Source organism: Nocardia amikacinitolerans, assembly GCF_900215415.1.
Lineage (GTDB): Bacteria > Actinomycetota > Actinomycetes > Mycobacteriales > Mycobacteriaceae > Nocardia > Nocardia amikacinitolerans.
Genome location: NZ_OBEG01000004.1, coordinates 786,857 through 813,728, shown reverse-complemented (window position 1 = coordinate 813,728; position 26,872 = coordinate 786,857). Strand labels below are relative to the sequence as shown.

At 69.0% G+C, this 26,872-nt stretch carries 21 protein-coding genes and 1 riboswitch; of the genes, 11 read left to right on the top strand and 10 right to left on the bottom strand.

Going from position 1 to position 26,872, the window contains the following annotated elements; translation table 11 throughout:
- A partial coding sequence (locus tag CRP45_RS22040) for an FAD-dependent oxidoreductase (protein ID WP_097246614.1) occupies positions 1 to 955 on the bottom strand: 955 nt, incomplete at its 3' end.
- Between the two features lie 365 nt (positions 956 to 1,320).
- Between CRP45_RS22040 and CRP45_RS22035 the strand changes: the two genes are divergently transcribed.
- From CRP45_RS22035 to CRP45_RS22025, 3 genes are all read left to right on the top strand, one after another.
- On the top strand, positions 1,321 to 1,770 hold the full coding sequence (locus CRP45_RS22035; RefSeq protein ID WP_067792828.1) for an Rv0361 family membrane protein: 450 nt from the start codon (positions 1,321 to 1,323) through the stop codon (positions 1,768 to 1,770).
- Between the two features lie 35 nt (positions 1,771 to 1,805).
- Positions 1,806 to 1,921: riboswitch (SAM riboswitch) on the top strand.
- A gap of 15 nt (positions 1,922 to 1,936) precedes the next feature.
- On the top strand, positions 1,937 to 2,353 hold the full coding sequence (locus CRP45_RS22030; protein ID WP_067792831.1) for a rhodanese-like domain-containing protein: 417 nt from the start codon (positions 1,937 to 1,939) through the stop codon (positions 2,351 to 2,353).
- Entirely contained in the window at positions 2,350 to 3,564 is a 1,215-nt protein-coding gene (locus CRP45_RS22025; protein WP_097246735.1) for an O-succinylhomoserine sulfhydrylase, read from the top strand. The genes CRP45_RS22030 and CRP45_RS22025 overlap by 4 nt, the downstream gene beginning before the upstream one ends.
- 57 nt (positions 3,565 to 3,621) lie before the next feature.
- On the opposite strand, the gene CRP45_RS34710 is transcribed toward CRP45_RS22025, so the two are convergent.
- The 3 genes from CRP45_RS34710 to CRP45_RS22010 all read right to left on the bottom strand — a co-directional run bounded on the left by CRP45_RS34710 (position 3,622) and on the right by CRP45_RS22010 (position 6,115).
- Positions 3,622 to 4,146 carry a hypothetical protein gene (locus CRP45_RS34710; RefSeq protein ID WP_245910286.1) on the bottom strand — a complete coding sequence of 175 codons (525 nt, stop codon included), beginning with the start codon at positions 4,144 to 4,146 and terminating at the stop codon, positions 3,622 to 3,624.
- Between the two features lie 388 nt (positions 4,147 to 4,534).
- The gene (locus CRP45_RS22015; protein ID WP_097246612.1) at positions 4,535 to 5,443 is read right to left on the bottom strand and encodes a hypothetical protein; all 909 of its coding nucleotides are present in this window, start codon (positions 5,441 to 5,443) and stop codon (positions 4,535 to 4,537) included.
- Positions 5,444 to 5,632: 189 nt separating this feature from the next.
- Positions 5,633 to 6,115 carry a DUF456 domain-containing protein gene (locus CRP45_RS22010; protein WP_097246610.1) on the bottom strand — a complete coding sequence of 161 codons (483 nt, stop codon included), beginning with the start codon at positions 6,113 to 6,115 and terminating at the stop codon, positions 5,633 to 5,635.
- A gap of 868 nt (positions 6,116 to 6,983) precedes the next feature.
- On the opposite strand from CRP45_RS22010, the gene CRP45_RS22005 reads away from it, so the two are divergent.
- On the top strand, positions 6,984 to 8,084 hold the full coding sequence (locus CRP45_RS22005; RefSeq protein WP_097246609.1) for a CaiB/BaiF CoA transferase family protein: 1,101 nt from the start codon (positions 6,984 to 6,986) through the stop codon (positions 8,082 to 8,084).
- Positions 8,085 to 8,436: 352 nt separating this feature from the next.
- Here CRP45_RS22005 and yczR read toward each other — a convergent pair whose 3' ends face one another.
- A complete protein-coding gene (gene yczR / locus CRP45_RS22000) occupies positions 8,437 to 9,933 on the bottom strand; it encodes a MocR-like transcription factor YczR (RefSeq protein WP_097246607.1) in 1,497 nt (498 codons plus the stop codon).
- Positions 9,934 to 9,944: 11 nt separating this feature from the next.
- Between yczR and CRP45_RS21995 the strand changes: the two genes are divergently transcribed.
- From CRP45_RS21995 to CRP45_RS21985, 3 genes are all read left to right on the top strand, one after another.
- Positions 9,945 to 10,355: a hypothetical protein gene (locus tag CRP45_RS21995; protein ID WP_143861520.1), complete on the top strand. Its 411-nt coding sequence runs from the start codon at positions 9,945 to 9,947 to the stop codon at positions 10,353 to 10,355.
- Positions 10,356 to 10,403: 48 nt separating this feature from the next.
- Positions 10,404 to 10,961: a methylated-DNA--[protein]-cysteine S-methyltransferase gene (locus CRP45_RS21990; RefSeq protein ID WP_097246732.1), complete on the top strand. Its 558-nt coding sequence runs from the start codon at positions 10,404 to 10,406 to the stop codon at positions 10,959 to 10,961.
- A 654-nt stretch (positions 10,962 to 11,615) separates the two neighbouring features.
- The gene (locus CRP45_RS21985; protein ID WP_097246605.1) at positions 11,616 to 12,443 is read left to right on the top strand and encodes an alpha/beta fold hydrolase; all 828 of its coding nucleotides are present in this window, start codon (positions 11,616 to 11,618) and stop codon (positions 12,441 to 12,443) included.
- Positions 12,444 to 12,707: 264 nt separating this feature from the next.
- On the opposite strand, the gene CRP45_RS21980 is transcribed toward CRP45_RS21985, so the two are convergent.
- From CRP45_RS21980 to CRP45_RS21970, 3 genes are all read right to left on the bottom strand, one after another.
- On the bottom strand, positions 12,708 to 12,983 hold the full coding sequence (locus tag CRP45_RS21980; protein WP_143861519.1) for a hypothetical protein: 276 nt from the start codon (positions 12,981 to 12,983) through the stop codon (positions 12,708 to 12,710).
- A gap of 800 nt (positions 12,984 to 13,783) precedes the next feature.
- Entirely contained in the window at positions 13,784 to 16,384 is a 2,601-nt protein-coding gene (locus CRP45_RS21975; protein ID WP_097246602.1) for a helix-turn-helix transcriptional regulator, read from the bottom strand.
- A gap of 93 nt (positions 16,385 to 16,477) precedes the next feature.
- The gene (locus CRP45_RS21970) at positions 16,478 to 17,767 is read right to left on the bottom strand and encodes an adenylosuccinate synthase (protein ID WP_097246601.1); all 1,290 of its coding nucleotides are present in this window, start codon (positions 17,765 to 17,767) and stop codon (positions 16,478 to 16,480) included.
- A gap of 271 nt (positions 17,768 to 18,038) precedes the next feature.
- Here CRP45_RS21970 and CRP45_RS21965 point away from each other — a divergent pair, with 271 nt between their 5' ends.
- Both CRP45_RS21965 and CRP45_RS21960 read left to right on the top strand, forming a co-directional pair.
- Positions 18,039 to 18,698: a hypothetical protein gene (locus tag CRP45_RS21965; protein WP_067791722.1), complete on the top strand. Its 660-nt coding sequence runs from the start codon at positions 18,039 to 18,041 to the stop codon at positions 18,696 to 18,698.
- Complete coding sequence (locus CRP45_RS21960; protein ID WP_097246599.1) at positions 18,695 to 19,480, top strand: site-2 protease family protein; 786 nt, start codon at positions 18,695 to 18,697, stop codon at positions 19,478 to 19,480. Before CRP45_RS21965 ends, CRP45_RS21960 begins: the two co-directional genes overlap by 4 nt.
- Before the next feature lie 289 nt (positions 19,481 to 19,769).
- Here the strand turns inward: CRP45_RS21960 and CRP45_RS21955 are convergent, their stop codons facing one another.
- Together CRP45_RS21955 and CRP45_RS21950 are read right to left on the bottom strand one after the other, a co-directional pair.
- On the bottom strand, positions 19,770 to 20,918 hold the full coding sequence (locus tag CRP45_RS21955; protein WP_084483425.1) for an FUSC family protein: 1,149 nt from the start codon (positions 20,916 to 20,918) through the stop codon (positions 19,770 to 19,772).
- A gap of 7 nt (positions 20,919 to 20,925) precedes the next feature.
- Positions 20,926 to 21,375 (bottom strand): DUF3151 domain-containing protein, encoded by a 450-nt coding sequence (locus tag CRP45_RS21950; RefSeq protein ID WP_067791727.1) that lies wholly within the window; start codon positions 21,373 to 21,375, stop codon positions 20,926 to 20,928.
- 2,900 nt (positions 21,376 to 24,275) lie between these two features.
- On the opposite strand from CRP45_RS21950, the gene CRP45_RS21945 reads away from it, so the two are divergent.
- Both CRP45_RS21945 and CRP45_RS21940 read left to right on the top strand, forming a co-directional pair.
- Complete coding sequence (locus CRP45_RS21945) at positions 24,276 to 25,736, top strand: Rv0361 family membrane protein (RefSeq protein WP_143861518.1); 1,461 nt, start codon at positions 24,276 to 24,278, stop codon at positions 25,734 to 25,736.
- 98 nt (positions 25,737 to 25,834) lie between these two features.
- Positions 25,835 to 26,872, top strand: coding sequence for a fused (3R)-hydroxyacyl-ACP dehydratase subunits HadA/HadB (locus CRP45_RS21940; protein WP_245910285.1), 1,038 nt, complete (start codon positions 25,835 to 25,837; stop codon positions 26,870 to 26,872).

Here is a 26,872-nt window from a genome sequence, read left to right as displayed (position 1 = left end):
AGACCGCCTGCACGTCCCAGTCCTTGAACACACCGGTGCCCTTGACGTTGCCGGTGCCGTCGAGCTGGGTGCGCTCGGTGCGCAGACCGACGACCTTGCCGTTCTCGTCGCCGAGCACCTCGGCCGGGGACTCGAAGAAGTGCAGGAACAGCTTGTGCGGGCGGTTGCCCTGGTCGCGGATGGCCCACTGCTCGAGGGTGTTGGCGACCATGTCGACCTGCTTGGAGTGGCGGCGCGCGGCCTCCGAACCCTCGTCGTAGTCGATGTCCTCCGGATCGACGATGACCTCGATGGTCGGCGAATGATCCAGCTCGCGCAGCTCCAGCGGGGTGAACTTCGCCTGCGCGGGACCGCGACGCCCGAACACGTGCACCTCGACGGCCTTGTTCTGCTTGAGACCCTCATAGACGTTCGGCGGGATCTCGGTCGGCAGCAGCTCGTCACCGGTCTTGGCCAGCACGCGCGCCACGTCCAGCGCCACGTTGCCGACACCGAGCACCGCGACCTTCTCCGCGTCCAACGGCCACGAACGCGACACGTCCGGGTGCCCGTCGTACCAGGACACGAAGTCCGCCGCGCCGTAGGAACCGTCCAGGTCGATGCCAGGGATCGGCAGCGCGCGGTCGGCGTTGGCGCCGGTGGAGAAGATCACCGCGTCGTAGAAGCGACGCAGGTCGTCGAGGGTGATGTCGGTGCCGTAGTCGATGTTGCCGAGCAGGCGCACCTGCTCCTTGTCGAGCACCTTGTGCAGGGCGGTGATGATGCCCTTGATCCGCGGATGGTCCGGCGCGACGCCGTAGCGGATCAACCCGAACGGCGCGGGCATGCGCTCGTACAGGTCGATGCTCACCTCGGCATCGGACTTCATCAACGCGTCGGCGGCGTAGATCCCGGCCGGTCCTGCGCCCACGATCGCGATGCGGAGCGGGCGAGTCGCTGCACTCTGTTCGGTCATCTCTTACGCGCACCCTTATGGTCGAAACGTTCAATGGCGTCCGTCTTAGCTTAGGCTAAGTTGACGGACCGCTTGTTTGCACCCGGCGCCACGAACTCTGGTGATGCTGGCTCGTGGCTCTCACGGCCCCCAGATCGCTACGACGGTGAGCTGCCATATGGCTATGGCAGCAGGTCTCAATCTCGCGATTCTATCGGTGCTGCCGGTTGTCGCCCGCGCCGGTGCGGTGAACTGGGTGGATGCCCGCCGCCGCGGGCTCGGTGCCGGACGGGCCCGCTTCCCACGATAGCCGCGCGAAACGGGCAGGCGCTTCGCGTGCGGGGGCCGGGCGTCGGATACCCCCGCCGACCAGGGATGATCGATGCATGACCGAGCAGAAGTCCCCCGACGAAGGCGAACCGATCGAGGTCGATCAGACCGACAAGCGCTCCCTCGCGCCGTTCCTTGCCGCGGCCGCGCTGGCCGTCGTCGTGCTGGTGGCCATTGGGCTCGGCGGCGTGCTGTCGCCCGCTGAGAAAAATGTCACAGAGGCCGAGAAGATCGCCGGCGCCGTCGGCAACTTCGTCGAGGGCGCCAACAACACCGACATGGTGCCGCCACCGGGCACCGGCTGCCCCGATTTCGACCCCGCCAAGTCGCCGTTGGCCGGGCAGGAAGGCACCGGTAAGGCAATCGAACTCATAGCCGTCACCGATCAGACCCTCAACGGCGACCGGGCCAAGGCCACGGTGACCACCAAGGTCGACGGCAAGGAGTACACCGCGACCTGGAACCTCACCCGGACGGACGACAAATGGCTCGTCTGCAATGTTTGACACGGTGACCTCGGTGCAGGCAATCTCAGTCCCTAGGTCATGAGAACCAGCGCCAAGCCCCGGCTCAGCTGGTCGGCAACCCTCCTCCGCGGTGGGGTGCTCCGGGTGACGACCTGGCCGCGCACCGAACCAGGTGCGGCAAGTGCGGATTCACAGGAGGTTCGAGATGACTTACGCCGGTGACATCACCCCGCAGCAGGCGTGGGAGGTGTTGCGCGACAATCCCGCCGCCGTCTTGGTGGACGTGCGCACCGAGGCGGAATGGCGCTTCGTCGGAGTGCCCGACACCAGTTCGATCGAGCGACCCACCGTGCTGATCGAGTGGGTCGACGGCAACGGCGCGCCCAACCCGCAGTTCACCGAGCAGCTGAGCAAGGCGCTGGAGGGTCGCGACCCCGAGGCGCCCGTCGTCTTCCTGTGTCGCTCCGGCCAGCGTTCCGCGCACGCGGCGACCGTCGCCACCCGGCTCGGCATCGAGCCCTCCTACAACGTGATCGAGGGCTTCGAGGGCTCGCTCGACGCGTCCGGCCATCGCGGCGCCACCGGCTGGCGTGCCACCGGCCTGCCGTGGAGGCAGTCGTGATCACCGGCGGCGCGTTCGACAAGCCGCTGCCCGAGGGCGTCGGCCCTGCCACCCTCGGGGTGCGCGGCGGCCTGCGTCGCTCCGGTTTCGAGGAGACCGCCGAGGCCCTGTATCTCACCTCCGGCTTCGTCTACGAGAGCGCGGAGGCGGCCGAGGCGGCGTTCACCGGCGAGGTGGAGCACTTCGTCTACTCCCGCTACGGCAACCCGACGGTCGCCATGTTCGAGGAGCGGATCCGGCTGCTCGACGGCGCCGAGGCGGCGTTCGCGACCGCCAGTGGCATGTCGGCGGTGTTCACGGCGCTCGGCGCGCTGCTCGGCGCGGGCGATCGGTTGGTCGCCGCGCGCAGCCTGTTCGGCTCCTGCTTCGTGGTGTGCAACGAGATCCTGCCGCGCTGGGGCGTGGAGACGGTGTTCGTCGACGGTGAAGACCTCGACCAGTGGGAGCAGGCGCTCTCGGTGCCGACCACGGCGGTGTTCTTCGAGACCCCGGCCAACCCGATGCAGACGCTCGTCGACGTGCGCCGGGTGACCGAGCTCGCGCATGCCGCGGGCGCGAAAGTCGTGCTGGACAACGTCTTCGCGACGCCGCTGTTGCAGAAGGGCTTCGAGCTCGGCGCCGACGTCATCGTCTACTCGGGCACCAAGCACATCGACGGCCAGGGCCGCGTCCTCGGCGGCGCGATCCTCGGTTCCCAGGAGTACATCGACGGTCCGGTGAAGACGCTCATGCGCCACACCGGTCCCGCGCTGAGCCCGTTCAACGCGTGGACCCTGCTCAAGGGTCTGGAGACGATGCCGCTGCGGGTGCGCCACAGCACCGAATCGGCGCTGCGGATCGCGCGTTTCCTGGAGACCAACAAGTCGGTCAGCTGGGTGAAATACCCGTTCCTGGAATCGCATCCGCAGTACGACCTGGCCCGCAGCCAGATGTCCGGCGGCGGCACGGTGGTCACCTTCGAGTTGAACGCCCCGGCCGACGAAGCCAAGAAGCGAGCCTTCGAGGTGCTGAACAGGCTGCGGATCGTCGACATCTCCAACAACCTCGGCGACTCCAAAACCCTGATCACCCACCCGGCCACGACGACCCACCGCGCCATGGGCCCGGAGGGTCGCGCCACCATCGGCCTGTCCGACGGGGTCGTGCGCATCTCCGTCGGCCTCGAGGACGTGGAAGATCTGCTCGCCGATCTTGATCACGCCTTGAGCTAGACCCGGCCTCGCTAGTCCGCACAGCGACGACAACGCTGTGCGGAGTGGCGAAAAGGACTACGGCACGAACACTTCCGCATTAGCCGGGATGGAGGGGCCGTCGGTGCGGACGGTGAGCTGAACCCGTCCGGGACCGGTGTCCGCGACGATGGTGGTAGGGCCGAGACGCTGCCACCCCGGGACGAACCGGCTGACGCTGCCCCGCTGTCCGGTGTCCACGTTGTGCCAGTCGACCACCGCGGTGGCGTCGCAAGCGAGCAACTGCGGACCCCATGTCCCGATCGGCGAGAATCCCGGGATTACGCGCACGACGACCGCGTGTGCCGCACCTGGAGCCTCGGAGTATTGGTAGAGCGGGCCATCGAAGGCGGTGCCGCCGACGGAGAACATACCGACGCACGCACCGTTGCCGAGCGCGAAGACCGGGGCGAGATTGAAACTGTTCTGCGCGCACGAGCGAGGCTCGACATTCGACCACCCGAGCTGACAGGGACCGGGGTCGGCTTGGGCGGGCGCTGCGGCGACGGCCAAACCCGCGCCGAAGAGGGCGGTGGCCGCCAGATAGCTGATCGTGCGCTTCATGCGCGTACTCCGTTCATTCGATGGACGGTGGTCTACGAGCTGTGTTGCGATACCGGCGCTTTCGATCATGCCGGGGTTCGTCGGCGACCGACTGGAGCCGCCACTGCATCAGTCGGTCGAGCGACCAATTCCGTTACCTGCCACCTCGCCTTCGAGCCGACACACACCTTGCCGACACACACCTTCGGCCCACCCGCACTGATCCCGCCGTCCCTGTCCCCGCCTAAGGAAACCGTTCGATCATGGCCCCTTGGCACACCCGCCCGGCCCTGATCCACTAGCCCCTGTGGACAAGTCCCCGCCTGGGGAAAACCTTGCTGCCACACACTTTTTATACGCCTCACACAGGCGGTGGCTATGTGAGACGTGCACAGGCTATGTGGCGGCATCAGATTCGCTCCGCCGGTGTCCAGGTGCCGAGGCGGTGGGCGGGGGTAATTGTTGCGGCGCGCGTGAGGCGGGCCAGCCATGGCGCGGGGTTGTCGAGGTCGTTCCAGGTCCAGCGGACGACGATCCAGCCGAGGGCGCGCAACTCGTCCTCGCGGGCCTTTTCGGCGATGACTACTTCCTCAGGCGTGCGCGAGCCACGCAGGGCCGCAGCGTATTTCACGAGGCCGTCGAATTCGCCGATGACGCCGAGTTCGGGAAAGAGGAAGTCGACGCGGCCGATGAATCGCCCGGTCGGGGATTCGAGGACGGCTTGCGGTTCCGGGCTCGGCAGGCGCGCGACATGCATGGCGACGCGGCTCCGCGACTCGCCCGCGCTTTCGGAGCGCCCGTCCAAGAAGTCGACGACCCGACGCGCGGCGGGTGCTCCCGGACGGCCGGTTGCTCGCGCGAGTTGGTCGGACAAGTCGGCGCGCGTGGTCTTTTCGAGTCGTAATGCGCTGTCGCCGATGACTACCGCTTGCTCGAAAGGGACAGTGCGAGCCAGGTCGATGACGGTCCTGGCCACGCTGGTCACGCGGAGTTCGCCGATCCGCACCACTTCGTCCGGCTCGGTGCGGGTCGCATGCACCGTGACCCGACGGCTGACGCGACCACCGGTCGAACGATCACGCGTCAGATGGACCTGGGCCATCGGGACGTTCCAGTGCGTCAACCCGTGCGCGACCGAAGCCGACACGTGGCTCACCACCGCCTCGTGACTCGCACCGGCCGCGACGGCCCGGGTCAGCACCAGGTGGCGCTCTTCCAGGCGCATTCCCTCGGTCTGCTCCGCCCGGATGTACGCGCCGCGGTGCACCCGCCGCCACATCGGTCCGTGCAACTCCCGATCGGTGAAACCCTCGGTCACGGCACGACATCGGGATATGGGAAGGGGCGCGTTCATGGTTCGATCATGAACCCTTGGCACACCTGCCCGGCCCTGATCCTGTACCCCCTGTGGACAAGTCCCCGCCTGGGGAAAACCTTGCTGCCACACACTTTTCATACGCCTCACACAGGCGGTGGCTATGTGAGGCGTGTACGGGGTGTGTGGGAGTTAGGTGAGGAAGGCGCCGGAGAGCCAGGTGGCGGTGGCGAGGAGGGCGCCGAGGAGTTCGATGAGCATGGAGAGGCCTACGCCCTTGAGGGCGTGTTTGGTTGCCTGCCAGGCGGGTTGGTTGTGGCGGAGGCGTTGGAGTTCGGAGAGGTAGACGCCGAGGACGAAACCGACGAACAGGCCGACGACCGGGATGACGAAGAAGCCGACGATGCCGAGTACCGCGCCGAGGAACAGGGCGCGGTTGGAGACGCCCGCGTCCTTCATCTTGCGGCCGGGCCAGGTGTACTTGATGACTCCGGAGAGCACCAGGAAGACCGTGCTTATCGCGAAAATGGTCCACGCCGTCGCGCCGCCGGTCATGATCGCCCAGGCCAGGATGGCGCCGAAGATCAGGATCACGCCGGGCAGGATCGGGATGATGATGCCGAGCAGGCCGACCAGGATCAGCAGGCCGATGAGGACCTCGCCCCCGGCGCTCACGCCCGTGCCTCACTGACGGTCAGCCCCAGCGGCCCTCGGGCACGCCGACACACGATTCGCTCACTCATACCCACACCCCGCTGACATTCAGCCTCAGCGGCCCTCAGGCGCGCCGACACACGATTCGCTCTCATGCGCCCGCACCCGCCGACGCTCGGCCTCAGTGGTCCCGCGGCGCGCCGACACACGATTCGCTCCCTCATACCCACACCCCGCTGACATTCAGCCCCAGCGGCCCTCGGGCGCGCCGACACACGATCCGCTCCCTCATACCCACACCCCGCTGACATTCAGCCCCAGCGGCTTCGAGGCGCGCCGACACACCATTCGCTCACTCATACCCACACCCCGCTGACGCTCGGCCCCACCGGCCCCGAGGCGCACCGACACACGATTCGCTCACTCATGCCCGCACCCCGCTGACATTCAGCTCCAGCGGCCCTCGGGCGCGCCGACGCACGATTCGCTCTCATACGCCACACCCGCCGACGCTCGGCCTCAGCGGCCCCGCGGCGCGCCGACACACGATTCGCTCCCTCATACCCACACCCCGCTGACGCTCGGCCCCACCGGCCCCGGGGCGCGCCGACACACGATTCGCTCGCTCATGCCCGCACCCCGCTGACGTTCAACTCCAGCATGCCCTCGGCGCGCCCGTACACGGTTCTCGCTCACTGATGCTTCCTCCCGTTTCCGCGCATCGGCGCGCTGCTGGGATTCTCACCTACGCCGCGGTCCGGTGCACGACGGAGGGTTCCGATAGAAGGTGGCGGCGTTATTGTCATACTGTCAATACATCCGCGGGCGCTGCCCGGGGGACCGCACCGCCCGGCGGTGCGCAGGGATCAACGACGAACCGAGGTAGGGCGTGACCACACCATCCACCGCCACCAAGCAGGGCCCGCTCGCGGGCATCAAAGTTGTCGAGCTGGCCGGTATCGGCCCCGGTCCGCATGCCGCGCTGTTGCTGGCCGATCTCGGCGCCGACGTGGTGCGGGTGCAGCGGCCGAACATGCTGCCCGGGTTCATGGAGCGTCCGCAGTGGCGCGGGCGGACCATCGTCGAGGCGAACCTGAAGGATCCGGCCGACATCGAGAAGGTGCTCGGGCTGATCGAGAAGGCCGACGTGCTGATCGAAGGCTTCCGTCCGGGCGTCACCGAGCGCATGGGCCTCGGCCCCGACGAGGCGCTGGCGCGCAATCCGCGGCTGGTCTACGGCCGGATGACCGGCTGGGGCCAGGACGGCCCGCTGGCCGACCGCGCGGGTCACGACATCAACTACATCTCGCTGACCGGCGTGCTGAACGCGATCGGCCGCAAGGGCGAGCGTCCGGTGCCGCCGCTGAACATGGTCGGCGACTTCGGCGGCGGCTCGATGTTCCTCGTGTTCGGCATCCTCGCCGCGCTGGTGGAACGGCAGAACTCGGGCAAGGGTCAGGTGATCGACGCCGCGATGATCGATGGCGCGCTTGCCCTTTCGCACATGATCTGGGGCATGCGCGGTGTCGGCCTGTGGTCCGACGAGCGCGGCACCAACCTCCTCGACACCGGCATGGCCTTCTACGACACCTACGAGACCTCCGACGGCAAGTACATGGCGGTTGGCGCGATCGAGCCGCAGTTCTACGCCGAGCTGTTGAAGGGCCTCGAGATCGATTCCGAAGGCCTGCCGATGCAGATCGACCCGAACGGCCAGGACCAGCTGAAGAAGCTGTTCGCCGAGAAGTTCAAGACCAAGACACGCGACGAGTGGGCGGCGATCTTCGAGGGCACCGACGCGTGCACCACCCCGGTGCTCACGCTGACCGAGGCCACCGAGAACGCCCACATCGCGGCGCGCAACGGACTCGTCGACATCGATGGCGTGGTGCAGCACGCGCCGGCCCCGCGGTTCTCGCGCACCCCGGCGGCCATCCCGACCCCGCCGCCGACCGAGGCGACGCCGATCGAATCCGTTTGGGCGGACTGATAGTTCGCTGATGGACGCCCCGCGGTCGACCGGCCGTGGGGCGTTCGCTTCGCTCGCGGCTGGTCGCCCGAGCCCGCGATCACGCCACCGTCCGAGCTGCGGGAGATCGAGCTGGCGCCGAACAGTTTTCAGCGGCGCGACGAGGGTTGGCTCGGCTTCGCTAGGCGACGCGCGCGGAGGCGACGAGGTAGCCCTTGGGATAACGCCAGGTGCGGCGTGGTGGCCGAACTAGTCTTCGACGTCGGCGCTGAGATCGGCGAAGATCGCGTCGCGATCGGGGCCCTTCGCCCGCAGGCGCCGCCGCCGAACAAGCGGGACCGGCCGATCGATGGCGGCGGGAACGAGCGCGAAATCAGTAGCAGGTAAGGGGATTCAGCGGATCGGCCGCGCGTGGGGTCAGCCCTTCATAGGCGGAGGCAACGGCTTTCACCGCCAACCGAAGGTCCGCCTCCTGGTGGGTGAACGGCAACCGCAGGAACCGCTCGAAAGCGCCCTGGACACCGAAACGCGGTCCGGCGGCGAGCAATACGCCGTGGTTGGGTGCGGTGGCGGCGAGCGCGGTGGAGACCGGAGCTGGCAGCTGCGCCCAGACCGACATTCCGCCGACGCCCGCGCTGACCCGCCAGTCCGGCAGTTCCTCGGCCAGCGCGGCGAGCAAAGCCGCACGCTGGCAACGCAATTGGTCGCGGCGGCGATCGAGGATCGTGTCGGCGTTCTCGAGCAGGTGCACCGTGGCGAGCTGGTCCATCACCGGGGTGCCGAGGTCGACGGTGGAGCGGATGCCGAGCAGCTTGGTGATCAGCGTCTGGTTGGTGCGGATCCAGCCGACGCGCAGACCACCCCAGAACGACTTGGATGCCGAGCCGATGGTGACGATCTCGGAATTCTTGGCGAACGCGGCGACCGGCGGCGGCAGAGTATCCACATCCAAACCCAGATCGACCATCGACTCGTCGACGACGACCGTCATCCGGGTCTCGCGGGCGATGGCGGCCAATTCCGCGCGCCCGTCGGCGTCGAGCAGCATGCCGGTCGGGTTGTTGAAGTCCGGCACGAGGTAGGCCAGGGTGGCGGCGGTTTGCCTTGCGGCGCTGCGGATTCCGTCCAGATCCCAGCCCGAATGCGGGCTCTGCGGCAGCAGCGGAACCGGGACGGGACGCGCGCCGACATCGCGGATGGCCTCGATGGCGTTCGGGTAGGTCGGGTGGTCGATCAGCACCCGCGCGGCCGGTGCGGTGAGCACGTTGAGCAGCAGGCGCAGGCCGTGCTGGGCGCCGAGGGTGATGAGGATCTGATCGGGCTCGGTGGGTAGTCCGCGCTCGGTGTAGCGGCGGGCCACCGCCTCGCGCAGCGCGAGCACGCCGACCGGATCCATACCGTGGGTACCGAGATAGGCCGGAAGCCCTTGCAGCGCGGTGGAATACGCGTCCTCCATCTCGCGTGGCGCGGCCATCGCGGCGTAGGTCATGTCGATGGTGGTCAGCTCGGGCTGCGCCATCAGCGCCAGGATGCTGCGCGCCGGTTTGGTGCCGTCGTGCGGCACGGCCGGAGGCAGGGCCACGGTGCTGCGCGAGCCCTGACGGCTGATCAGGTAACCGTGTTCGCGCAGCAGCGCGTAGGTGGATGTGATGGTGGTCCGGCTGACGCCGAGGGTGGCGGCGAGGTCGCGTTCGCTGGGCAGGGCGACGCCGAGCGGCGCGCGCCCGTCGTGGATGAGCAGCCGGATCCCTTCGGCCAGCGCCAGGTAGGCCGGACGCGCCGCGCGCCGGGCCGGATCGTCGTCACCGGCGCTGCGCCAGTTGCCCAAGTCGCGGGCCAGGCTGGCCGCGCCGATCACTCGTGTCGCCATACAGTCCAGTATTGACGGATTGGATATTTATTGGCAAGGCCAGTTGGCGGAAGGTGTCCAATATGACCGCCCTGCTCACCTTCCTCGTCGTCACCGCGTTCTGCTACGCGATCTACCACTACGCGCCGAAAAGGACCAAGGACCTGTTCGAGCTCGAGCGGTTCCGTCCGCTCGGTTCGCTCACCGACGCCGGCTCCTCCCGCTACGAAGAGCTGCGGCAATACTCGGATCTGGTGGCCGTTCACGGCCGTGCCGACGAGCAAGGACCGAAGGTTTCGCCGTCTTCGGCCGACGCCGACGACCGTGCAGGAAAGCCGAAGCCCGAGGTTTCTCCACCGACGACTGCGCAGGTTTCTGTGCTGCGACGAAACCCCGGCGCCTGCCGAAGCGGCATGCAGGCCAGTTCTCGAAAACTGGCCTGATCGATGGCTGGCGCCGGATGTGTCGGTGCCGAGGTGCACACTGGCGGTATGAGTGAGTCCGCTCGCCAGGCCGCCGCGGCGCTGTTCGACACCGCGATCGGCGTCTGCGCGATCGCGTGGCGCGACGACGCCGTGTTCCGCTTCCAACTGCCCGAGGCGGACCAGGCCGCGACCCGTGCCCGCATCACCCGGTGGCGTGCGGGCAGCGAGGTGCCGGAGGGCGAACCGACCGCCGTCATCGCCGAGGCCATCGCAGGGATCCGCGCGCACCTCGCGGGTGAGCTGGACGATCTGCGCTGGATTCCGTTGGACACCAGCACGATTCCGGAATTCCACCGCGCGGTCTACACGGTGACCCGCGCCATCGACCCCGGACACACCCTCAGCTACGGCCAGGTCGCGAACCGCGTCGGCGCGCCCGGCGGCGCTCAGGCCGTGGGACAAGCGTTGGGGCGCAACCCGATTCCCCTCATCATCCCCTGCCACCGGGTGCTCGCCGCGGACAACGCGCTGCACGGGTTCTCCGCGCCGGGCGGGATTTCCACCAAGGAGCGCCTGCTGGAGATCGAACGCACGCCTGGGTTCGGGGAACCGACGTTGTTCTGAGGCAAGGCGGAGGCCAACGGCGCCCGCGCCCTACTCGCGCCATTTGCGGTGCCGTGCCCGTCCGCGCACGAGCCGGTGCCGAGAGGCGCCGACCAGCGCCGCACGCACAGTCGGCCGAGCCCGCGAGCTCCCGGGGGCGTTACGAGGCGTGGGATGCCGGGCCTGCACGTGGATCCGTAGATGACGTCGAACCTGCGGAATTACGCGCCCATCTGATCGGCGACCCGGGCAATCGGAACCGCGACCGCCCGATCATCAGCAGCGCAAACTTTCCGAACCACGCAGCCGCCCGATGATCAGCGGCGACTGGCTTAGCCTTTCGATCGTCGGCTGCGGCCGCATCCCGAATCGGGGAACTGTGTTGTGCACGGGTTCCGGCGCTGATGCGTCGACCCGCGGCGGATAGGTTGCGGATTCGGTAGCGCAGGCACGCTCCGCGCGAGCCGGTGCCGCAGCGCCGACCAGCGCCGTCGATGCGCTGACCAGCACGGGTAGGCGCCAGTCTGCGGGGTTCGCGGACTGTTCGGTGGCGCGACGAGTTATCCCGCGTGGGCGCAGGAAGGTTCCGGCGGCGTCGTTCCCACCCGCGGCGGATAGCGTTGCGGATTCGGCGGGTGCACGCCGGTCCACGGCTGAGCGAAAGGGAGCGCATACATGGAGACGGTCACTTCGGCGGACGGGACGACGATCGCGTTCGATCGCATCGGCGACGGCACGGCCGGGACGGTGATCCTGATCGGCGGCGCGTTCGGGTATCGGACGTTCCCGAAGATGGTGCAGCTCTCGGAGGCATTGGCCGAGAAGTACGGCTTGACCGTCATCAACTACGACCGCCGTGGTCGCGGCGACAGCGGCGACTCGCCCGGCGTCTACGACGTGACCAACGAGATCGAGGACATCGCGGCGCTGGTGCAGGCGGCGGGCGGGTCGGCGGCGCTTTTCGGCTGGTCTTCGGGTGCGGTGCTCGCGCTGCTCGCCGCCGGGTCGGGGCGGGTGCCCGGTGTGACGAAGGTCGTGGCGTTCGAGCCGCCCTTCGTTGTCGATCGATCCGGGCACGTTCCGCCCGCTGACCTGGACGTCCGGCTGCACGAACTGATCGCGGCCGACAAACGCGACAAGACGGTGCGATTCTACATGTCCAAGGCCATGGGGGTGCCGTGGACGATGGTGACGGCCATGCGCGTCACACCGTTCTGGAAGAACCTGAGGGCGACGGCGAACTCGACCGCGCACGACTGGGCGGTGATGCGCCCGTACATGCGCGGCGAGAAGCTGCGCGCGGCGGACTGGTCGGGGGTCACGGTGCCGACGTTGGTCATCGCGGGCGCCGACAGTGCCGCGCTGCTGAAGAACGGCGCCAAGGCCATCGCGGCGGTGTTGCCCGATGCCGAGCACCGCGAGCTGGCCAAACTCAGCCACGATCCGAAGATCGACATCCTCGCTCCGGCTGCGGGTGAATTCCTCACCAGGGCGCGGCGCTGAACAGGGCGCAGCGATCGACACCGCGCAGCCATGAATTCGGCGCGGCGATGAATTCGCGGGCGGCGCTCCGTTTGCACGCGTGACAGCCCGACGCGGCCGAGGCGGACTTCATCACTCGGCCCGACCCGAAATCCGGCACATCTCTGAGCCGGAATGCGACGGACCTGCGCATCTCGGACTTCCGCTCGGCCTAACCGTGCCCGTAACCCGAAGTCCGTCGCGTCCCTGCCGAGCCCGGGAGGCGAGGGACTCCGCGTCTCAGGGTTACCGTACGGGCGGATGCTGCCGGTAGAACTCGCACGCCTCGCCGGCGAGATACCCGTCCATGCAGGCGAAGTACGTCTGGATGCAGCTGTTGGTCGTGCACCCGAGTTCGAGCAGGCGCTCGTGGATGCGCCGATTGCGCTCCTGGTCCGGATTCAGCGCGGGCGCGGTACTCACCACCGCACTCGTCGGCACGGCCTTCCCCGTCTCGCCGCACCCGGACAGCGCCGCGAGCGCGACCGCCGCCCCCACCGCCAATATCCACCGCGCCCTCATCGACAACCCTCCTCGCTCGAGTGCTGACCGTACCCCCTCACCTCACACCACTCGATCCGACAGCGGGCCGACCCCAACCACCATTTCTCTATCGACCGTAGTCAAATGGAAAAATGGTGGCTCTGGGTGGGGTTGGAGCCACCATTTCTCTCCCGTCGATTCGAGCGCCACGGATATGCCACCGGAGATTGCGGCGACCGGGCCGGTCAGGGGCAAGCGCACACTGCCCGAGCAGGCGGCAATAGGTACCCCCGGTGCTCGGAACCACGGCACAGCGGCCGACAGCCGGACCACATGCCACGACGCCGGTGCCGGTGCCACAAGCAAACCGAAGCATCCGAATGTGGCGGTCCCGCCGAGACGATCGACGCAGCCGCGGCTCGGCCACCGCATCGCAATGCACGCCGAGCGGCGGCCGCCGTGATCACCGCCGGGCTTGCCGCCGTGGCACGATCAGCCCGGCCATCGCCGCAGCGCCCCCAGCACAACGCGGCGCGGAAACCTTTGGCCGACAACTCACCCGCATCAACGCCCCAGCAGCATTGTGCTGGCCGCTTCAACACCGCCTCGATGCAACCACGCCGCCTCGATGCAACGCAGCCAGCGCGACCGACGCCTCGCCGCAAACCGAAGCACCCGAATGTGGCGGACACGCCGGGACGATCGACGCAGCCCGGCCGCCGCCATCGCCATGCACGCCATCGGCCGCCGTGATCACCGCCGGGCTTACCACCGTCGCTCGATCAGCCCGCTGTCACCGCTGCGCCCCAACTCGGCCAGCACAACGCCGCCCGAAACCCTCAGGCCGACGACTCCCCCCGCATCAACGCCCCCAGCGACTCGCGGTCGGTGACGTCCATCTTGATGCAGGCGCGGTAGAGGTGGCCCTCGACGGTGCGGACCGACACGGTGAGGCGGTCGGCGATCTGGCGGTTGGACAGGCCCGCGGCGACGAGGTTCGCGATTTCGCGTTCGCGGGCGGTGAGGGGTAGGGGTTGGGCTGCCTTGCGCAGGGCGGGGGTGGCGGCGCCGCCGCAGGCCGCGGCGAGGCGGTTGGCAGCGGCCGCGGATTCGAGGAGGCGGCGGCGGTCGCCCGCGCGCTCGTGCGCGGACGCGGCTTGGGCGGCGGCGTCGGCGGCCGAGAGCACCGCGCCGATGGCCTCGAATTCGCTTGCGGCGGCGTCGAGTCCGGGTCCGTCGTGGGCGGCGAGCGCCACCGCGTGTTTGGCTTGGATCTGCACGAGGCGGCCGTCCACCCGAGCCGCGAGGTCCGCGAGCCGACCGGCCACGGAATGGTCGCCGAAGCGGGCCGCGGTGTGCAGCGCCATCGCCTCGATCGCGTGCTGGTGCGAGCGGGCGGCCGAATCGGCGGCGCCGATCGCCAAACGGACGGCCGGGGTGACGGTGCCCTCGGCGCCCGCGACGCAAGCCTTGGCGATCTCCAGCTGCGGCTCGTAGACCGCGCTGTGCCGACCGCCGCGCCGCGCCGCTTCGGCCACCGACTCGGCGGCATCCTGCGCGCGACCCAATGCCGAATACGCTTCCGCCAGACGGATTCTCGCGGGGAACAACCACGCCGCCGCGCCTTCGGTGGTCAACGCGGCGAGTGCCTGCTCCAAGTGCTCGATGCCGTCGATGAAACGCCCCTGCGCCACGTCGACGGTGCCTTGCAGGATCTTCGACAAGCCCCACGCCAGATACTGTCCCGGCGCGGTGTACCCGAAATACGGTGTGGCACAGCGCCTCGCGGCCTCGAACTCACCGCTGTAGATGAGCGCGAGCACCTCGCCGTGGGTGGATATGAACCGGTTGAGCCCGTCGATCTCGCGCTCCACCTCGTGCCCGCGCGCGGCGTACTGCCTGGCCGCCTCGGCCTTGCCCATCAGCGCCAGTGCCAGCCCGCCACCGAAGGAAGCCCACCAGACCGCCCACGGCGGAGCGCCTTTCGTGGTCATCACCGCTTCCGCCTCGGCGAACGCGTCCTCGATGCGGTTCTCGTTCACCGCGCACGCCGAGGCGAGTCCGCCAAGCGTGGCGATGATCTTCGGATGACGCACCCTGGCCCGGATATCGGCGAGCACCTCGTCGGCGCGATCGGCATCGCCCATGGCCCACAACAGGTTCGACACCCGGGTGCTGCCCCAGCGGGCCAGTTGCACCTCGTTGAGCTGATCGGCGTCGAAGCTGGCCAGCGTGCGCTCGGCTTCGATCCGGTGCCCCTGCCACAGCAGCGCCCTTGCCAGCAGATCGGCCGACTCGACGCCGCCGCGCCGCTCCACCGCTGCCCTGGCGAACCGCTCGCCGAGCGGCAGGTTGGCCAAGTTGATGGCATCGGCGGCGGCCGCCTCGAAGAGTTCCAGATCGGCGGATTTGTCGCTGTCCAAGGCCAATTCGGCCAATCGGATGCGGTCGGCGGCGGAGTTGATGCGCCGCTCCTTGAGCGAGGAGTACAGCTTGCCGCGCAGCCGCCTGGCCGACGCGATACCCAACCTGCGCCGGATGACCTCACCGAACAGCGGATGGTTGTAGCGCACGATGAGCTGGTGCGAGTTCTCCACAACTCGGATCACACCGCGGCTTTCAGCGGCCTCCACCGCGTCCTCACCGGCCAGTTCCGCGAGCACGTCGAGATCGATCGGCTCGCAGAAGGTGAGCAGTTCCAGCACGCGCAGCACCTGCTCCGGCAGCTGCTCGACCCGATCCTCCAGCAGCGCAGCCAATTCCGAGGTCACGGCGGCGCGCCCACGCAGCTGCCAGACGCCGTTCACCTGGCGCAGGGTGCCCGCCTCCAGCGCTCCCTCCACCAAATGCCGCAGAAACAGGGCGTTTCCGCCGGAGGACTCCCACATCAGATTGGCGGTGAAACCCTCGAGCTGACCGCCGAGCATCGACTCGACGAGAGCCACGCTCTGCGGCTGGGTGAACGGGTTGAGGTCGACGCGAAGCAGGTGCCCGTCCTTCCACAGCGAGGTCACCGCGTCGGGTACCTGGACCCCGCTGCGCACGGTGGCGACGATGTGGGCGGCCTTGTCGATGGCCAACTGCAACAGCAAGGTTGCGGACAGTTGGTCCAGAAGATGAGCGTCGTCGACACCGATGATCGTGTGCCCGTCGGCGAGCAGCGCCTCGCGCGCGGCGGACATGAACGTCACCGGATCGTGTGCCGTGTAGACACCGACCATGTGCGCGAACACGCCCAGCGGGATACTGCGGGCCGACTCCGTGCCCGCTACCCACCGAATATTTCCGCCGACCGCCGCGGTCGCCTGTCTCGCCAGCGTCGTCTTACCCACTCCGGCATCGCCGGTCAGGACAGCACCCACGTACGTCGAACCGGTGAGTGCGGACCGGATCGCTTCGAACTCGGTCTCGCGCTCGATCATCGGCCAGTTCCGAGCCATGCCTCAACTGTAGTTCTTCACAGTTCATGATCGAAGATGAAACTGCGAATGGCGGACGTGCTCAGCGCGTCGCGAAACGGAAAACGCTGTGGTTCAGCCGAGGACGTCGTGCCGAACGATCGTCTGGTCACGTCCGGGACCGACGCCGATGCAGGAGATTCGCGCGCCGGAGAGCTCCTCGAGCCGCCGCACGTACGCCTGCGCGTTGGCGGGCAGATCCTCGAAGGTTCGCGCCCCCGAGATGTCCTCCCACCAACCGGGCATTTCCTCGTAAATCGGCTTGGCGTGATGGAACTCGGTCTGGGTGGTCGGCATCTGGTCGACGCGCTTACCATCGATTTCGTACGCGACGCAGATCGGTACCCGGTCCAAGCTGGACAGTACATCCAGCTTGGTGAGGAAGTAGTCGGTGATGCCGTTGACGCGGGTCGCGTACCGGGCGATCACTGCGTCGAACCAGCCGCAGCGCCGCGCGCGGCCGGTCGTGACGCCGACCTCACCACCCTGCTTGGCGAGGAATTCGCCGTACTGGTCGAACAGTTCGGTCGGGAAGGGGCCCGAACCGACGCGGGTCGTGTAGCACTTGAGGATGCCGAGCACCGTGTTGATTTTGTTCGGTCCGATGCCGGAACCGACGGCCGCGCCGCCCGAAGTCGGGTTGGACGACGTGACATACGGGTAGGTGCCGTGATCGACGTCGAGCAGGGTGCCCTGAGATCCCTCGAGTAGCACGGTTTCTCCGCGCTCGAGGGCCTCGTTCAGCTGCAACCGGGTATCGGCGATGCGGTGCTTGAAACTCTCCGCCATGGAAAGCACTTCGTTCACCACCTGCTGCGGATCGAGCGCGCGGCGGTTGTAGATCTTCACCAGCACCTGGTTCTTGAACTCCAGGGCGGCCTCGACCTTCTGGGTGAGGATCTTCTCGTCGAGCACGTCCGCGACGCGCACGCCGACGCGCGCCACCTTGTCCTGGTAGCAGGGGCCGATGCCGCGGCCGGTGGTGCCGATCTTCTTGTTGCCGAGGAAGCGTTCGGTGACCTTATCGATGGCCACGTGGTACGGCATGATCAGGTGCGCGTCGGCCGAGAGCAGCAGGCCGGAGGTGTCGACGCCGCGGTCCTCCAGTCCGGCCAGTTCGGCGAGCAGCACACCGGGATCCACCACGACACCGTTGCCGATGACGTTGCGCACACCGGGAGTCAGGATGCCGGAGGGGATGAGATGCAGCGCGAACTTGTCGCCGTTGGGCAGCACCACGGTATGGCCCGCGTTGTTGCCGCCTTGGTATCGGACCACCCATTGCAGTCTGCCGCCGAGCAGGTCGGTCGCTTTGCCCTTACCCTCGTCGCCCCACTGGGCGCCGATGAGGACGATTGCCGGCATGGTGGTGTCTCCTACGGTTCGACGCGCAACACACCCGTGTTGCAGCTACCTGCCGTACTGAGGCGGTGGCCGGAAGCACAGTTTACCGAATGGCCTAGGGCACCCCGGCGGGAAGGCACCCCGCGCCGGTCACAATGCCGACTCGGCCCGGGCGCGGCGGGTTGAACACGGCTATGGTTGCTGCGGGCGGACCGGGGCAGCGTGCCCGCCCGAAAGGTGCGAGGGAGCCGGTGGGGTGTGCCGGCAGGATTCGAGGAGGGTGTACGGCCGTTTGAGTACCCATGTTCTCCGCTGCGATGGCGCGCCGGTCCCGATCGCCCTCGCCGCACTACCCACTACTCAGACTGCCGCAATCCCGGACACCGCGGTGATCGATGAACTGCTTCCCGTGCTCGCCGCCGACAGCCTGCCGCGTCTGATCGTGCTCGGCGAGGACGCCGCGCTGGCCGCGGTGCTGACCCATCTGATGCGGACCGAGCGGCTGCACGTCGAGATCGGTTACGTGCCGATCGACAAGACCTACGGCTCGCGCGCCTACCAGACCGGCACCGGCAACGCCGCGGCCAAGCGCGCGATCGAGGGCAAGGCGCGCGAGACTCCGCTGATCCGCGACGACACCGGAAAAGTGCTGGTCGGACGGGCAACCATCACAGGTCCCGAAGGCGGCAAGCTGGAGGGCGAGGCCTACGTGGACGACACCCAGCTGTTCTCCGGCAAGGTCACCGCGATGCACATCTCCCCCACCCTGCACATGCCCGGCGTCCGGGCGACCGTGCGGAAGGGTCTGCGTAAGCGCCGGTGGGTCGAGGGCAGGGCCGCGCAACTGGGGACTCCTGGCGCGGTGGTGACCCGCGACGGCATTCTCACCGAGCGCACTGTGCCGCGCTCGACCTTCTACCGGCACAACGAAACCTGGCTACTGGTGCGATGAATTACTCCTTCCCGCAGCGCCGAACGGGTCTCGGCGCGGTTCGGCCGAGTCCGGTCTTCCTGCTCGTCGTCGCGATCACCGTCGCGGGCGGCGTGCTGGCCTGGGCCTCCGACTACGGTTCGACGCGGGCCAAGGTCGGCGTCTTCGTGCTCGTTGTCGCGGGTTGGATCGTGACGCTGTGTCTGCACGAGTTCGCGCACGCGTACATGGCTTGGCGCGCAGGCGATCACGAAGTGGAGCTGCGCGGGTATCTCACGCTGAATCCGCTGAAGTACTCGCATCCGCTGCTGTCGATCGTGTTGCCGGTGGTGTTCATCGCGCTCGGCGGTTTCGGTCTGCCAGGCGGCGCGGTGTACGTGCACACGCACAGCGTCAGCCCGCGGATGCAGCGGCTGATCAGCGGCGCGGGTCCGGCGGTCAACGCGGCGTTCGCGGTGCTGCTGCTCGTCGTCGTGGAGGTGTTCGGCAGCCAGACCTCGCATCCCGCGTTCTGGTACGGGCTGGCGTTCCTCGCCTTCCTCCAGGTCACCGCGGCGGTGTTGAACCTGTTGCCGATTCCGGGGCTCGACGGGTACGGAATTCTCGAACCGTCGCTGAGTTACCAGACCCGGCGTTCACTGGACCAGCTCAAGCCGCTGGGCATGCTGCTGCTCTTCGCGCTGATCCTGACGCCCGCGGTCAACGGACCGTTCTTCGACGCCATCTACACCATCTGCGAGGTGTTCGGCGTCGAGTCGTCCTGGATCGCGAGAGGCGCTGGGCTGGTGCGTTTCTGGCTCTGAGAACGATGGTCGCCCGGCCTTCGCCGAGACCGGGCGACCTGCTCCGCCCGACGCCGATATCGTCCCTACCCGCCCCGGCCACCACACCATATCGGCCGGTGAGACGCGTCGTCGTGCGAAGTGTCCGACCGTGACACCCCTCGTCGTCGCGGTCATGAAAGAAGGTTATGGAGCGGGGTGCGCGATGACGCGAGTAGTGCGCTACCCGAAGATCATCGCGTCGGCGTCGCGATGGCGTCGGAAGGGTTCGCGGACCGCGTCGGTGACCGAAATCCGCTGAGTAGCCGGGTCAATCCTCCGGGCGCACATAGGGATTCGGCACCGTCGGCGGCAAAAGCGCGATCGCCGAGATGCGCTTCATGCCGCAGACCTGCATCAGATCGACCACGATCGAACGCACCTGCGCGAACACCACGTGCGCCGAGAGTCCCGCGCCCGCAACGAGTTCCGGACGCGCGCCCTTGGCGACGGTACGCAGCACCCTGGCCGCCTCCGCCTGATCGGGCTGCTCACCCGGATCGGCGAGCATCATCTTGCGCACCACCTCGACGGCCTGGGCGAGCCGCTCCACCTCGTCGACGAGCCGCGGGTCCAGGATCTCGTCGTCGCGCACCAAAGTGAGCGAACGGCGCAGCAGCACTCTGGTATTGCGGACCGCGTTGTCGAGCGGGTCGGCGGTGGCGCGGATGCGCTCGAGGCGGGCGCGCGAGTTCCAGTACAGCGGGGAAATGCGGCTGATCTCCCGTCCGCCCTCCAAAGTGGAGCGCAGCGAGTCGATCTGCGACTGCGTCGCGCGGGCGGCGGACAGCGCCTCGCGGATCTTCTCCTGATCCTGTTCGATCAGGCCGTCGGCGCACGCGGACAGCGATTTGCTCATCACCGCAAGGATTTCCCCCGCGTGCTCGCGGGCGCGGCGCACCGGATGCAGCGGGATCGCGGCCACGATCACCACGCCGACCAAGCCGCCGACCAGCGCGTCGATCATGCGGTCGAAGCTGCCGCCCGCCGAAGGGGGCATCAGGGTGGCGACCAGCACGGCCGAGCCTGCCGCCTGCATCGTGATGATGGAACCGCCGTCGAGGAACACCGCAAGCGCCATGGCGACGCCGACCACGAGCGCGATCTGCCAGACGCCGGTGCCCGCGTTGGAGATGAACAGGTCGCCGATGCCGATGCCGACCGCGACGCCGACGACCAGCTCGATGGCGCGCTTGAGCCGTGCGCCGAACGAGATGCCGATCGAGACGACCGCGGCCGTCGGCGCGAAGAACGGCTGCGGATGGCCGATGACGTTGTGTGCGACGAACCAGGCCAGCGCCGCACCCAGCGCGCACTGCACGATCGGCAGCGCCGAGAGCCGCAGGCGCGCCCACGCGCCGCGAAGTCGCTCCGCGCCGCCTGCCTTGGCGACGCGGATGCGCGCTTGAGGATCGATCAATGACGACTCAGTCGAGGCCGAGCTCGGCCGCCGCGCGCGGGTCGCAGTCCTCCAGCAGGTCCAGGCAGCGTGCGTATTCCTCGGTCTCGCCGATCGCCTTGGCGGCCCTGGCCAGCGCGCCGACGCTGCGCAGGAAGCCGCGGTTGGGCTCGTGGCTCCACGGCACCGGGCCGAAGCCCTTCCAGCCGTTGCGGCGCAGCAGGTCGAGACCGCGGTGGTAGCCGGTGCGGGCGAAGGCGTAGGCGGCGACGATGTCGTGGTTCACCACTTCGTCGGCCGTCGCCGCGCCGCCCCGTTCCAGCGCGGCCTCGGCGAGATGCGCCCAGGCGATCGACGCCGCCGGGTGCGCGGCCGCGACCTGCACCGGATCGGCGTTGTCGAGCAGCGCGTCCTCCGCCTCAGTGTTTTCGGGTAGCAGTACCGGTTGCGGGCCGAGCAGATCACCGAACGAGGTCATGCGGTCAATTGTGCACTCCGGCGGGGGCGGGGCGCCCGCGGGCCGGTCGCCGCGGCTGGGACGCTTCCGCGAGCGCTGCGGGCGATCGGCAGCCCAGTGCGCCAGCCGATGTAGTTCGGCATTCGGTACGGCCGTGGACGCCGGTTCGATGCGTGCCGCTCGACTGCGCCGATTCGCAGTGCGCGATCGCCCCGGCCGGCTGCGGGTTGTGCTGGCAGTAGCCCGTGCGGCCATTTGGCGTAGCTCCGGATTCACTCCGCCGTGCGCGGGGTCTCGCCCGCATTCGCCTGTTGAGTGGACCTCCGCATTCACTCCAGCCATGCGCGGGCGATCGGCAGCTTGGCGCGTCGAACCTCGACAGTCGGTGCGGCCACCACGTGTTCGATGTCTACCGCCCGGCCGCGCCGATTCGCGGTCATCCGCGTTCGCTCCGACCCGTGCACGGGATTGCGCTGGCAGGCGGCCCGTGCGCCCCTCGGGCGTAGCTCCGGATTCACTCGAGCCGTGCGCGGGTTGTCGACGACCTTCGTCCGGCTGCGTCTATCAGGCGTACCTCCGCATTCGCTCCGGCCGTGCGCGGGGCTTTTGACGGCCTTCGTCCGGCTGCGCCTATTAGGCTTGCGTCGACTTCACAGATCCGCAGGAGCGAGGGGTAGTAGGTGTCCGACCCGAACGACGAGAAGAACCCGGCACGCGACGCCGGTTCCGCCGATCAGGCGGGAGCGCGGGACCCGCGCGACCAGCGTCCCGTCGTGCCGGAACACCCCCGGGGCACCGTTCCTACCCAGCCCGTGCCCGCCGCCTCGCGGGACACGGAATCGACCTCGGCCACCCCCGATTCGGCGGGCGACGCTCGGGACACAGCGGATGCGGGTCAGTCGCGGATCATCACCGGTGGAGGTTTCGGCGCGGCCTGGGATCAGGACGAGACTCCCGCCCCCCAAGCGAGCGGAACGACCTCCGGGACAGCGAACGCCGGCCGCCCCGGACCAGCGGACGCCGCGACGACCGAGATTCCGCAGAGCGCGAACGCCCTCAGCGGAGGAGCACAGGACGCGGCGGCTGCGTCACAAGGCGTGGCCCACGGTCGTCCTGGCACCGGCGGCGAACGGTCTGGCTTGCTCGACGCGGCGACCACCGAGATTCCGCGCCGCGACTCGGCCTCGTCCGAGCCGGGACGATCGACCGGCTCGGGAGCGGCAACAGCTGCCGCGGGAGCTGGAGCTTCCGCCGGAGAGCAGGGTGTGCCCGCTTCCGCACCCGGCGCAACCAGCACCGCTTCGGCAAGCACGCCCGCGGAAGCCAACGCGCAGCGCGGCGCTGCCACTGACGCGACCGAGGCCGCTACCGCGCGATCGAACGCTCCCACCGCAGGCGGACCCGCTCAGCCCGGCGCAACAGGTGCTGCCGGGCGCGGCGCAGTCGGCGGAGCCGTGACAGCACAGTCGGGGCCAGCTGGCACGGGCACTCCTTCCAGTCGGCCGAATGCCGCCGCGCAGCAAGGTGAGTCCGGCGGCCGACCGAGCGCGGCCCAGGGCCAGCGCGATACCGCCGCTGCTCAGCAGGCCGCCCCGGCTCAGGCCGGCGGCAATCAGAGTTCGGGCGCGGTGGGCTCCGGCCAAGTTGCGGGCAGCGGTGCCTCGCCCGCCCAGCATGGCGGGCTCGCCGGACAGCAGGGCCATAGCGCGATCCGTCCGGACGACGCGGCCGCCGGAGGCGGTCAGCCCGGGCAGGGCTCGCGACCGCACGGTACTGCCGCCGCCAATCAGCAAGGCGGCTTCGGCGGCCGGAGTGACGCAGTCGATCAGCGGGGCGCGCCCGTCACCCAGCGCGGAGTTACCTCGGCGCAGCAGGCGGCCGCCAGCCAGCAGGGCGCACCTTCGTCGCAGGAAGGCGCGACTGCCGCGCAGCAGGGCGCACCCGCCGGACAGCAAGGTCCGGGCGCAGGCGGCCTGGGTGAAGCGGCGGCTGCTGCCGCTGGTTCGGGCGCGGCTGGGTCCGGCGCGAGTTCGGAACCGCAGGGTGGCGCGCAGCAGGGCGCGGCAGGTCGAGGCGCGACCTCCGCGCAAGGCGGTGATGCTCAGCGAGAGACGATCGCTGGTCAAGGCGGGGTTTCCGCGCAAGGTGGGGCTCGGCAGGGAACCGCTGCCGGACAAGGCGCGTCTGCGCAGGGCGCTTCCATTCAGCAGTCGGCGGCGGCCGGACAGGGAGCGTCGGCGCAAAGCGCGGCCACTCAGCAGCCGACGGCGACCGGACCGACGCAAGGCGCGGCCACTCAGGGGACAGCGGCTGCCAGGCAAGGTGCGTCCGCGCAAGGCGCTTCCACTCAGCAGACGGCAGCCGGACAGGGCGCGTCGGCGCAAGGCGTTTCTCCCCAGCAGACGGCGACAACCCGACCCGGAGCGCCAGCGCAAAGTGCTAGCACGCAGCAGGCGGCCGCCGGACAGGCCGCGTGGGGACAAGGCACGTCCGTCGGGGAGACGGCGGCAGCTGGACAAGGCGAGTCCGCGCGGAGCGCTTCCGCTCAACAGGCGGCGGCCGGACAGAGCGCGTCGACGCAAGGCGTTTCTCCCCAGCAGACACCGGTAGCCGGACAGGGCACGCGCGCACAAGGCGCTGCGCCTCAGCAGACGGCCGCGGCCGGACAAGGCGCGCCCGCGCGGAGCGCTTCCACCCAGCGGACGGCGGCCGGACAAGGCGCATCCGCGCAAGGCACCCCCACCCAGCAGACGGCGGCCGGGCAGGGTGCTGAAGCGCAGGGTGCTCCCGCGCAAGCCGGTGCGGCCGATGCCAAGACCACGGAGATTCCGCGGGATCGGGGGGCGGCGCAGGCCGCGGCGAATCAGCGGCAGGAGGTCGCGGGTGGGCAACCGTCGAGTGCCGACTACGAGACCATGGTCATGCGGCGGGTCGATCTCGTCGGGCAGGACGACGAGGATGAGCCGGAGTCGGGTGGGGCCGACGCCCAGACCGTGGTGATGCGGCGGGAGCCGCAGGTCGAGCAGGACGATATCGCCGGGGCGGATGCCGCGACCATGGCGATGCCGATCGTTCCGCACGCGGGCGACGACGACGCGAAGACGATGGCGCTGCCGATTCAGCGGCCCGCGGGCACCGATCGGGTGCAGGGGCAGCGGCCGCCGCTGTCCAAGCCGCCGACCACTCCGCGTCCAGCGCCTGGACCGAAACAGGCTGGTCAGCAGGGTCCTTCGGGTCCGCTGGCGAGCGGGCCCGCAGCGGGCGACGATGTCGAGGACACTCGGCCGTCGCCGCAACGACCGACGGCTCAGCCGCGTCAGGCCGCGTCCGCGCCGTCGCCCGCCGATATCAACGCGACCAGGCCCGCGCAGTCGCTGGCGGACGGCCCGGGTCAGCGCGCGCCGCAGCAGGGTGAGCCGCAGCCGCAAGGAAGCGCCTACCCGCAGGCGCAACCCCCATCGCAGGCGCCGAAGGCACCGGGACAGCCGCAGCCTTCTTCCCACCCGCAGGCGCAGGGTAAGGCCCCGACCCCTCCGCAGGCCCCGGGTCAGCCACAAGCCCAGCCGCAGGGCACAGGCCAACCGCAGGGTCCGGGTCAGCCACAGGCCTCGGGCCACCCGCAGGCCCAGCCCATGGCCAAGGGCTCCGCACAACCACAGGCGCAGGGCAAGGCCCCGGCCCAGCCACAAGCACAACCGCAGGGCACAGGGCAGCAACAGGCTCCTGGCCACCCGCAGGCGGCCACCGGCCAGCCCTACGCACAACCGCAGGCTCAAGGCCTCACCAAGGGCCCCGCCCAGCCACAAGCACCGGGCAGCCCCACGCATGCCCCGCTCAACAAGGGCCAGGCCCAACCACAGGCCAACGCCCCGGCCCAACCGCGCCCGATGGCCCAACCCCAGCGCGTCTCCCCGACCCCCACGCCGTCCACCGACGAAACCCCCACCCCCCGCTCCAAGCGCTTGCTACTCGCGGCGGGCGCGGCAGTCGCCGTGCTGGTACTCGCGGTGGTCGGTCTGTTCGCGCTCACGGGCAGCGAAACCGAGGAGGACAAGGTCCGCAACGCCATCGGCGACTACACGAGCGCGCTGCGCGACGGCGATCTCGCGTCGCTGCGCGGCAGCACCTGCGGACCGCTGCACGACTTCTACAAGAACATCCCCGACGACCAGTTCGCCGGTGTGCATCAACTGTCCAAGGAGCGCAAGAACATCCCGGTGGTGGACAGCATCGACGCGATCAGGATCACCGACGACACCGCCATCGCTCAGGCCACGGTCTACACCGAGGCCGATCCGAGCAAGCGTTCCGCGCGTACCTTCGATTTGGAGCGAACCGACACGGGTTGGAAGGTCTGTGATCCGCCCGCGGGTACTCCGTAGGCGTCAAACCGGGTAAGCGGTGCCAGTGATCACACTTACCTGGTCAACGGACCGATACGGCCAGTAGCATGGCCCGGATCATGGGCAGGGAGCAGACGATGGTGGAGCCGCGAGCCGTGGACACGGTGGCGCTGGCGGGACGACGATTCCAGGTTCGCGACCACTACGAGGTCGGCCGGGAAAAGGTGCGTGAGTTCGCGCGCGCGGTGCAGAACTACCACGACGCGCACCACGCGGAACCGTACGCGCGCAAGATCGGCTACGACAGCATCGTCGCCCCGCCCACCTTCGCCTCCGTTGTCGGCACCGCGGGCACCAGGGCCCTGCTCGACGAGGTGCTCACCGACTACGAGCTGACCCAGATCCTGCAGACCGACCAGACTTTCGAGATCCACCGGCCGATCCTGGCCGGTGACACCATTCGCACCCAGATCCTGATCGAGTCGGTGCGGCAGTTCGGCGACAACGACTTCGTCACCGCGAGGTTCGAACTGGTGAACCAGGACGACGAGATCACCCAGATCGGCTCGACCACGATCGTGGCCCGCCGCGGCGCCGAGGTGGACCCGAACCTGGTCGAGGCGGTCGACAAGATCTTCATGCACTCGCGTCCCGAGCACCGGACGGGCGAGCCCTCCGACAACAGCGCGCTCATCCCGATCGAGTCCGAGGCGAACGAGCACCCACCGGTGGCCCCGCCGCGGCCCGTGCACACCGTTCAGGACTTCGATCGGCTGTCCGTCGGCGACCAGCTGCCCGCCGGGACCGCCACGCTGACCCGCGGCGACCTGGCCAACTACGCGGGCGTCGCGGGCGATCCCAACCCGATCCACTTCAGCGAGCGAGCCGCGGAGCTGGTCGGTCTGCCGACCGTCGTCGCGCACGGCATGCTGACCATGGGCTTGGCCGCCGAGTACCTGACCTCCTGGCTCGGCGATCCTACGGCCTTCGAGAAGTTCAGCGTCCGCTTCTCCGGTTTCGTTCCGGTGCGCCCCGACGCGGCGAGCACGATCGAGTTCACCGGCAAGATCAAGTCGCTCGATCCGGAGCGGCGCGCGGGCACCATCGTGCTCGGCGGCACCTCGGACGGCCGCAAGCTGTTCGGCCGCGCCGTCGCCGAGGTCCGCTTTTCCTGA

Coding starts and splice junctions, on each gene's coding strand:
- CRP45_RS22035 (WP_067792828.1), top strand. CDS start 1,321: ATGACCGAGCAGAAGTCCCCCGACGAAGGCGAACCGATCGAGGTCGAT.
- CRP45_RS22030 (WP_067792831.1), top strand. CDS start 1,937: ATGACTTACGCCGGTGACATCACCCCGCAGCAGGCGTGGGAGGTGTTG.
- CRP45_RS34710 (WP_245910286.1), bottom strand. CDS start 4,146: ATGAAGCGCACGATCAGCTATCTGGCGGCCACCGCCCTCTTCGGCGCG.
- yczR (WP_097246607.1), bottom strand. CDS start 9,933: ATGGCGACACGAGTGATCGGCGCGGCCAGCCTGGCCCGCGACTTGGGC.
- CRP45_RS21990 (WP_097246732.1), top strand. CDS start 10,404: ATGAGTGAGTCCGCTCGCCAGGCCGCCGCGGCGCTGTTCGACACCGCG.
- CRP45_RS21985 (WP_097246605.1), top strand. CDS start 11,616: ATGGAGACGGTCACTTCGGCGGACGGGACGACGATCGCGTTCGATCGC.
- CRP45_RS21980 (WP_143861519.1), bottom strand. CDS start 12,983: ATGAGGGCGCGGTGGATATTGGCGGTGGGGGCGGCGGTCGCGCTCGCG.
- CRP45_RS21975 (WP_097246602.1), bottom strand. CDS start 16,384: ATGGCTCGGAACTGGCCGATGATCGAGCGCGAGACCGAGTTCGAAGCG.
- CRP45_RS21970 (WP_097246601.1), bottom strand. CDS start 17,767: ATGCCGGCAATCGTCCTCATCGGCGCCCAGTGGGGCGACGAGGGTAAG.
- CRP45_RS21960 (WP_097246599.1), top strand. CDS start 18,695: ATGAATTACTCCTTCCCGCAGCGCCGAACGGGTCTCGGCGCGGTTCGG.
- CRP45_RS21950 (WP_067791727.1), bottom strand. CDS start 21,375: ATGACCTCGTTCGGTGATCTGCTCGGCCCGCAACCGGTACTGCTACCC.
- CRP45_RS21945 (WP_143861518.1), top strand. CDS start 24,276: ATGCGGCGGGTCGATCTCGTCGGGCAGGACGACGAGGATGAGCCGGAG.
- CRP45_RS21940 (WP_245910285.1), top strand. CDS start 25,835: ATGGTGGAGCCGCGAGCCGTGGACACGGTGGCGCTGGCGGGACGACGA.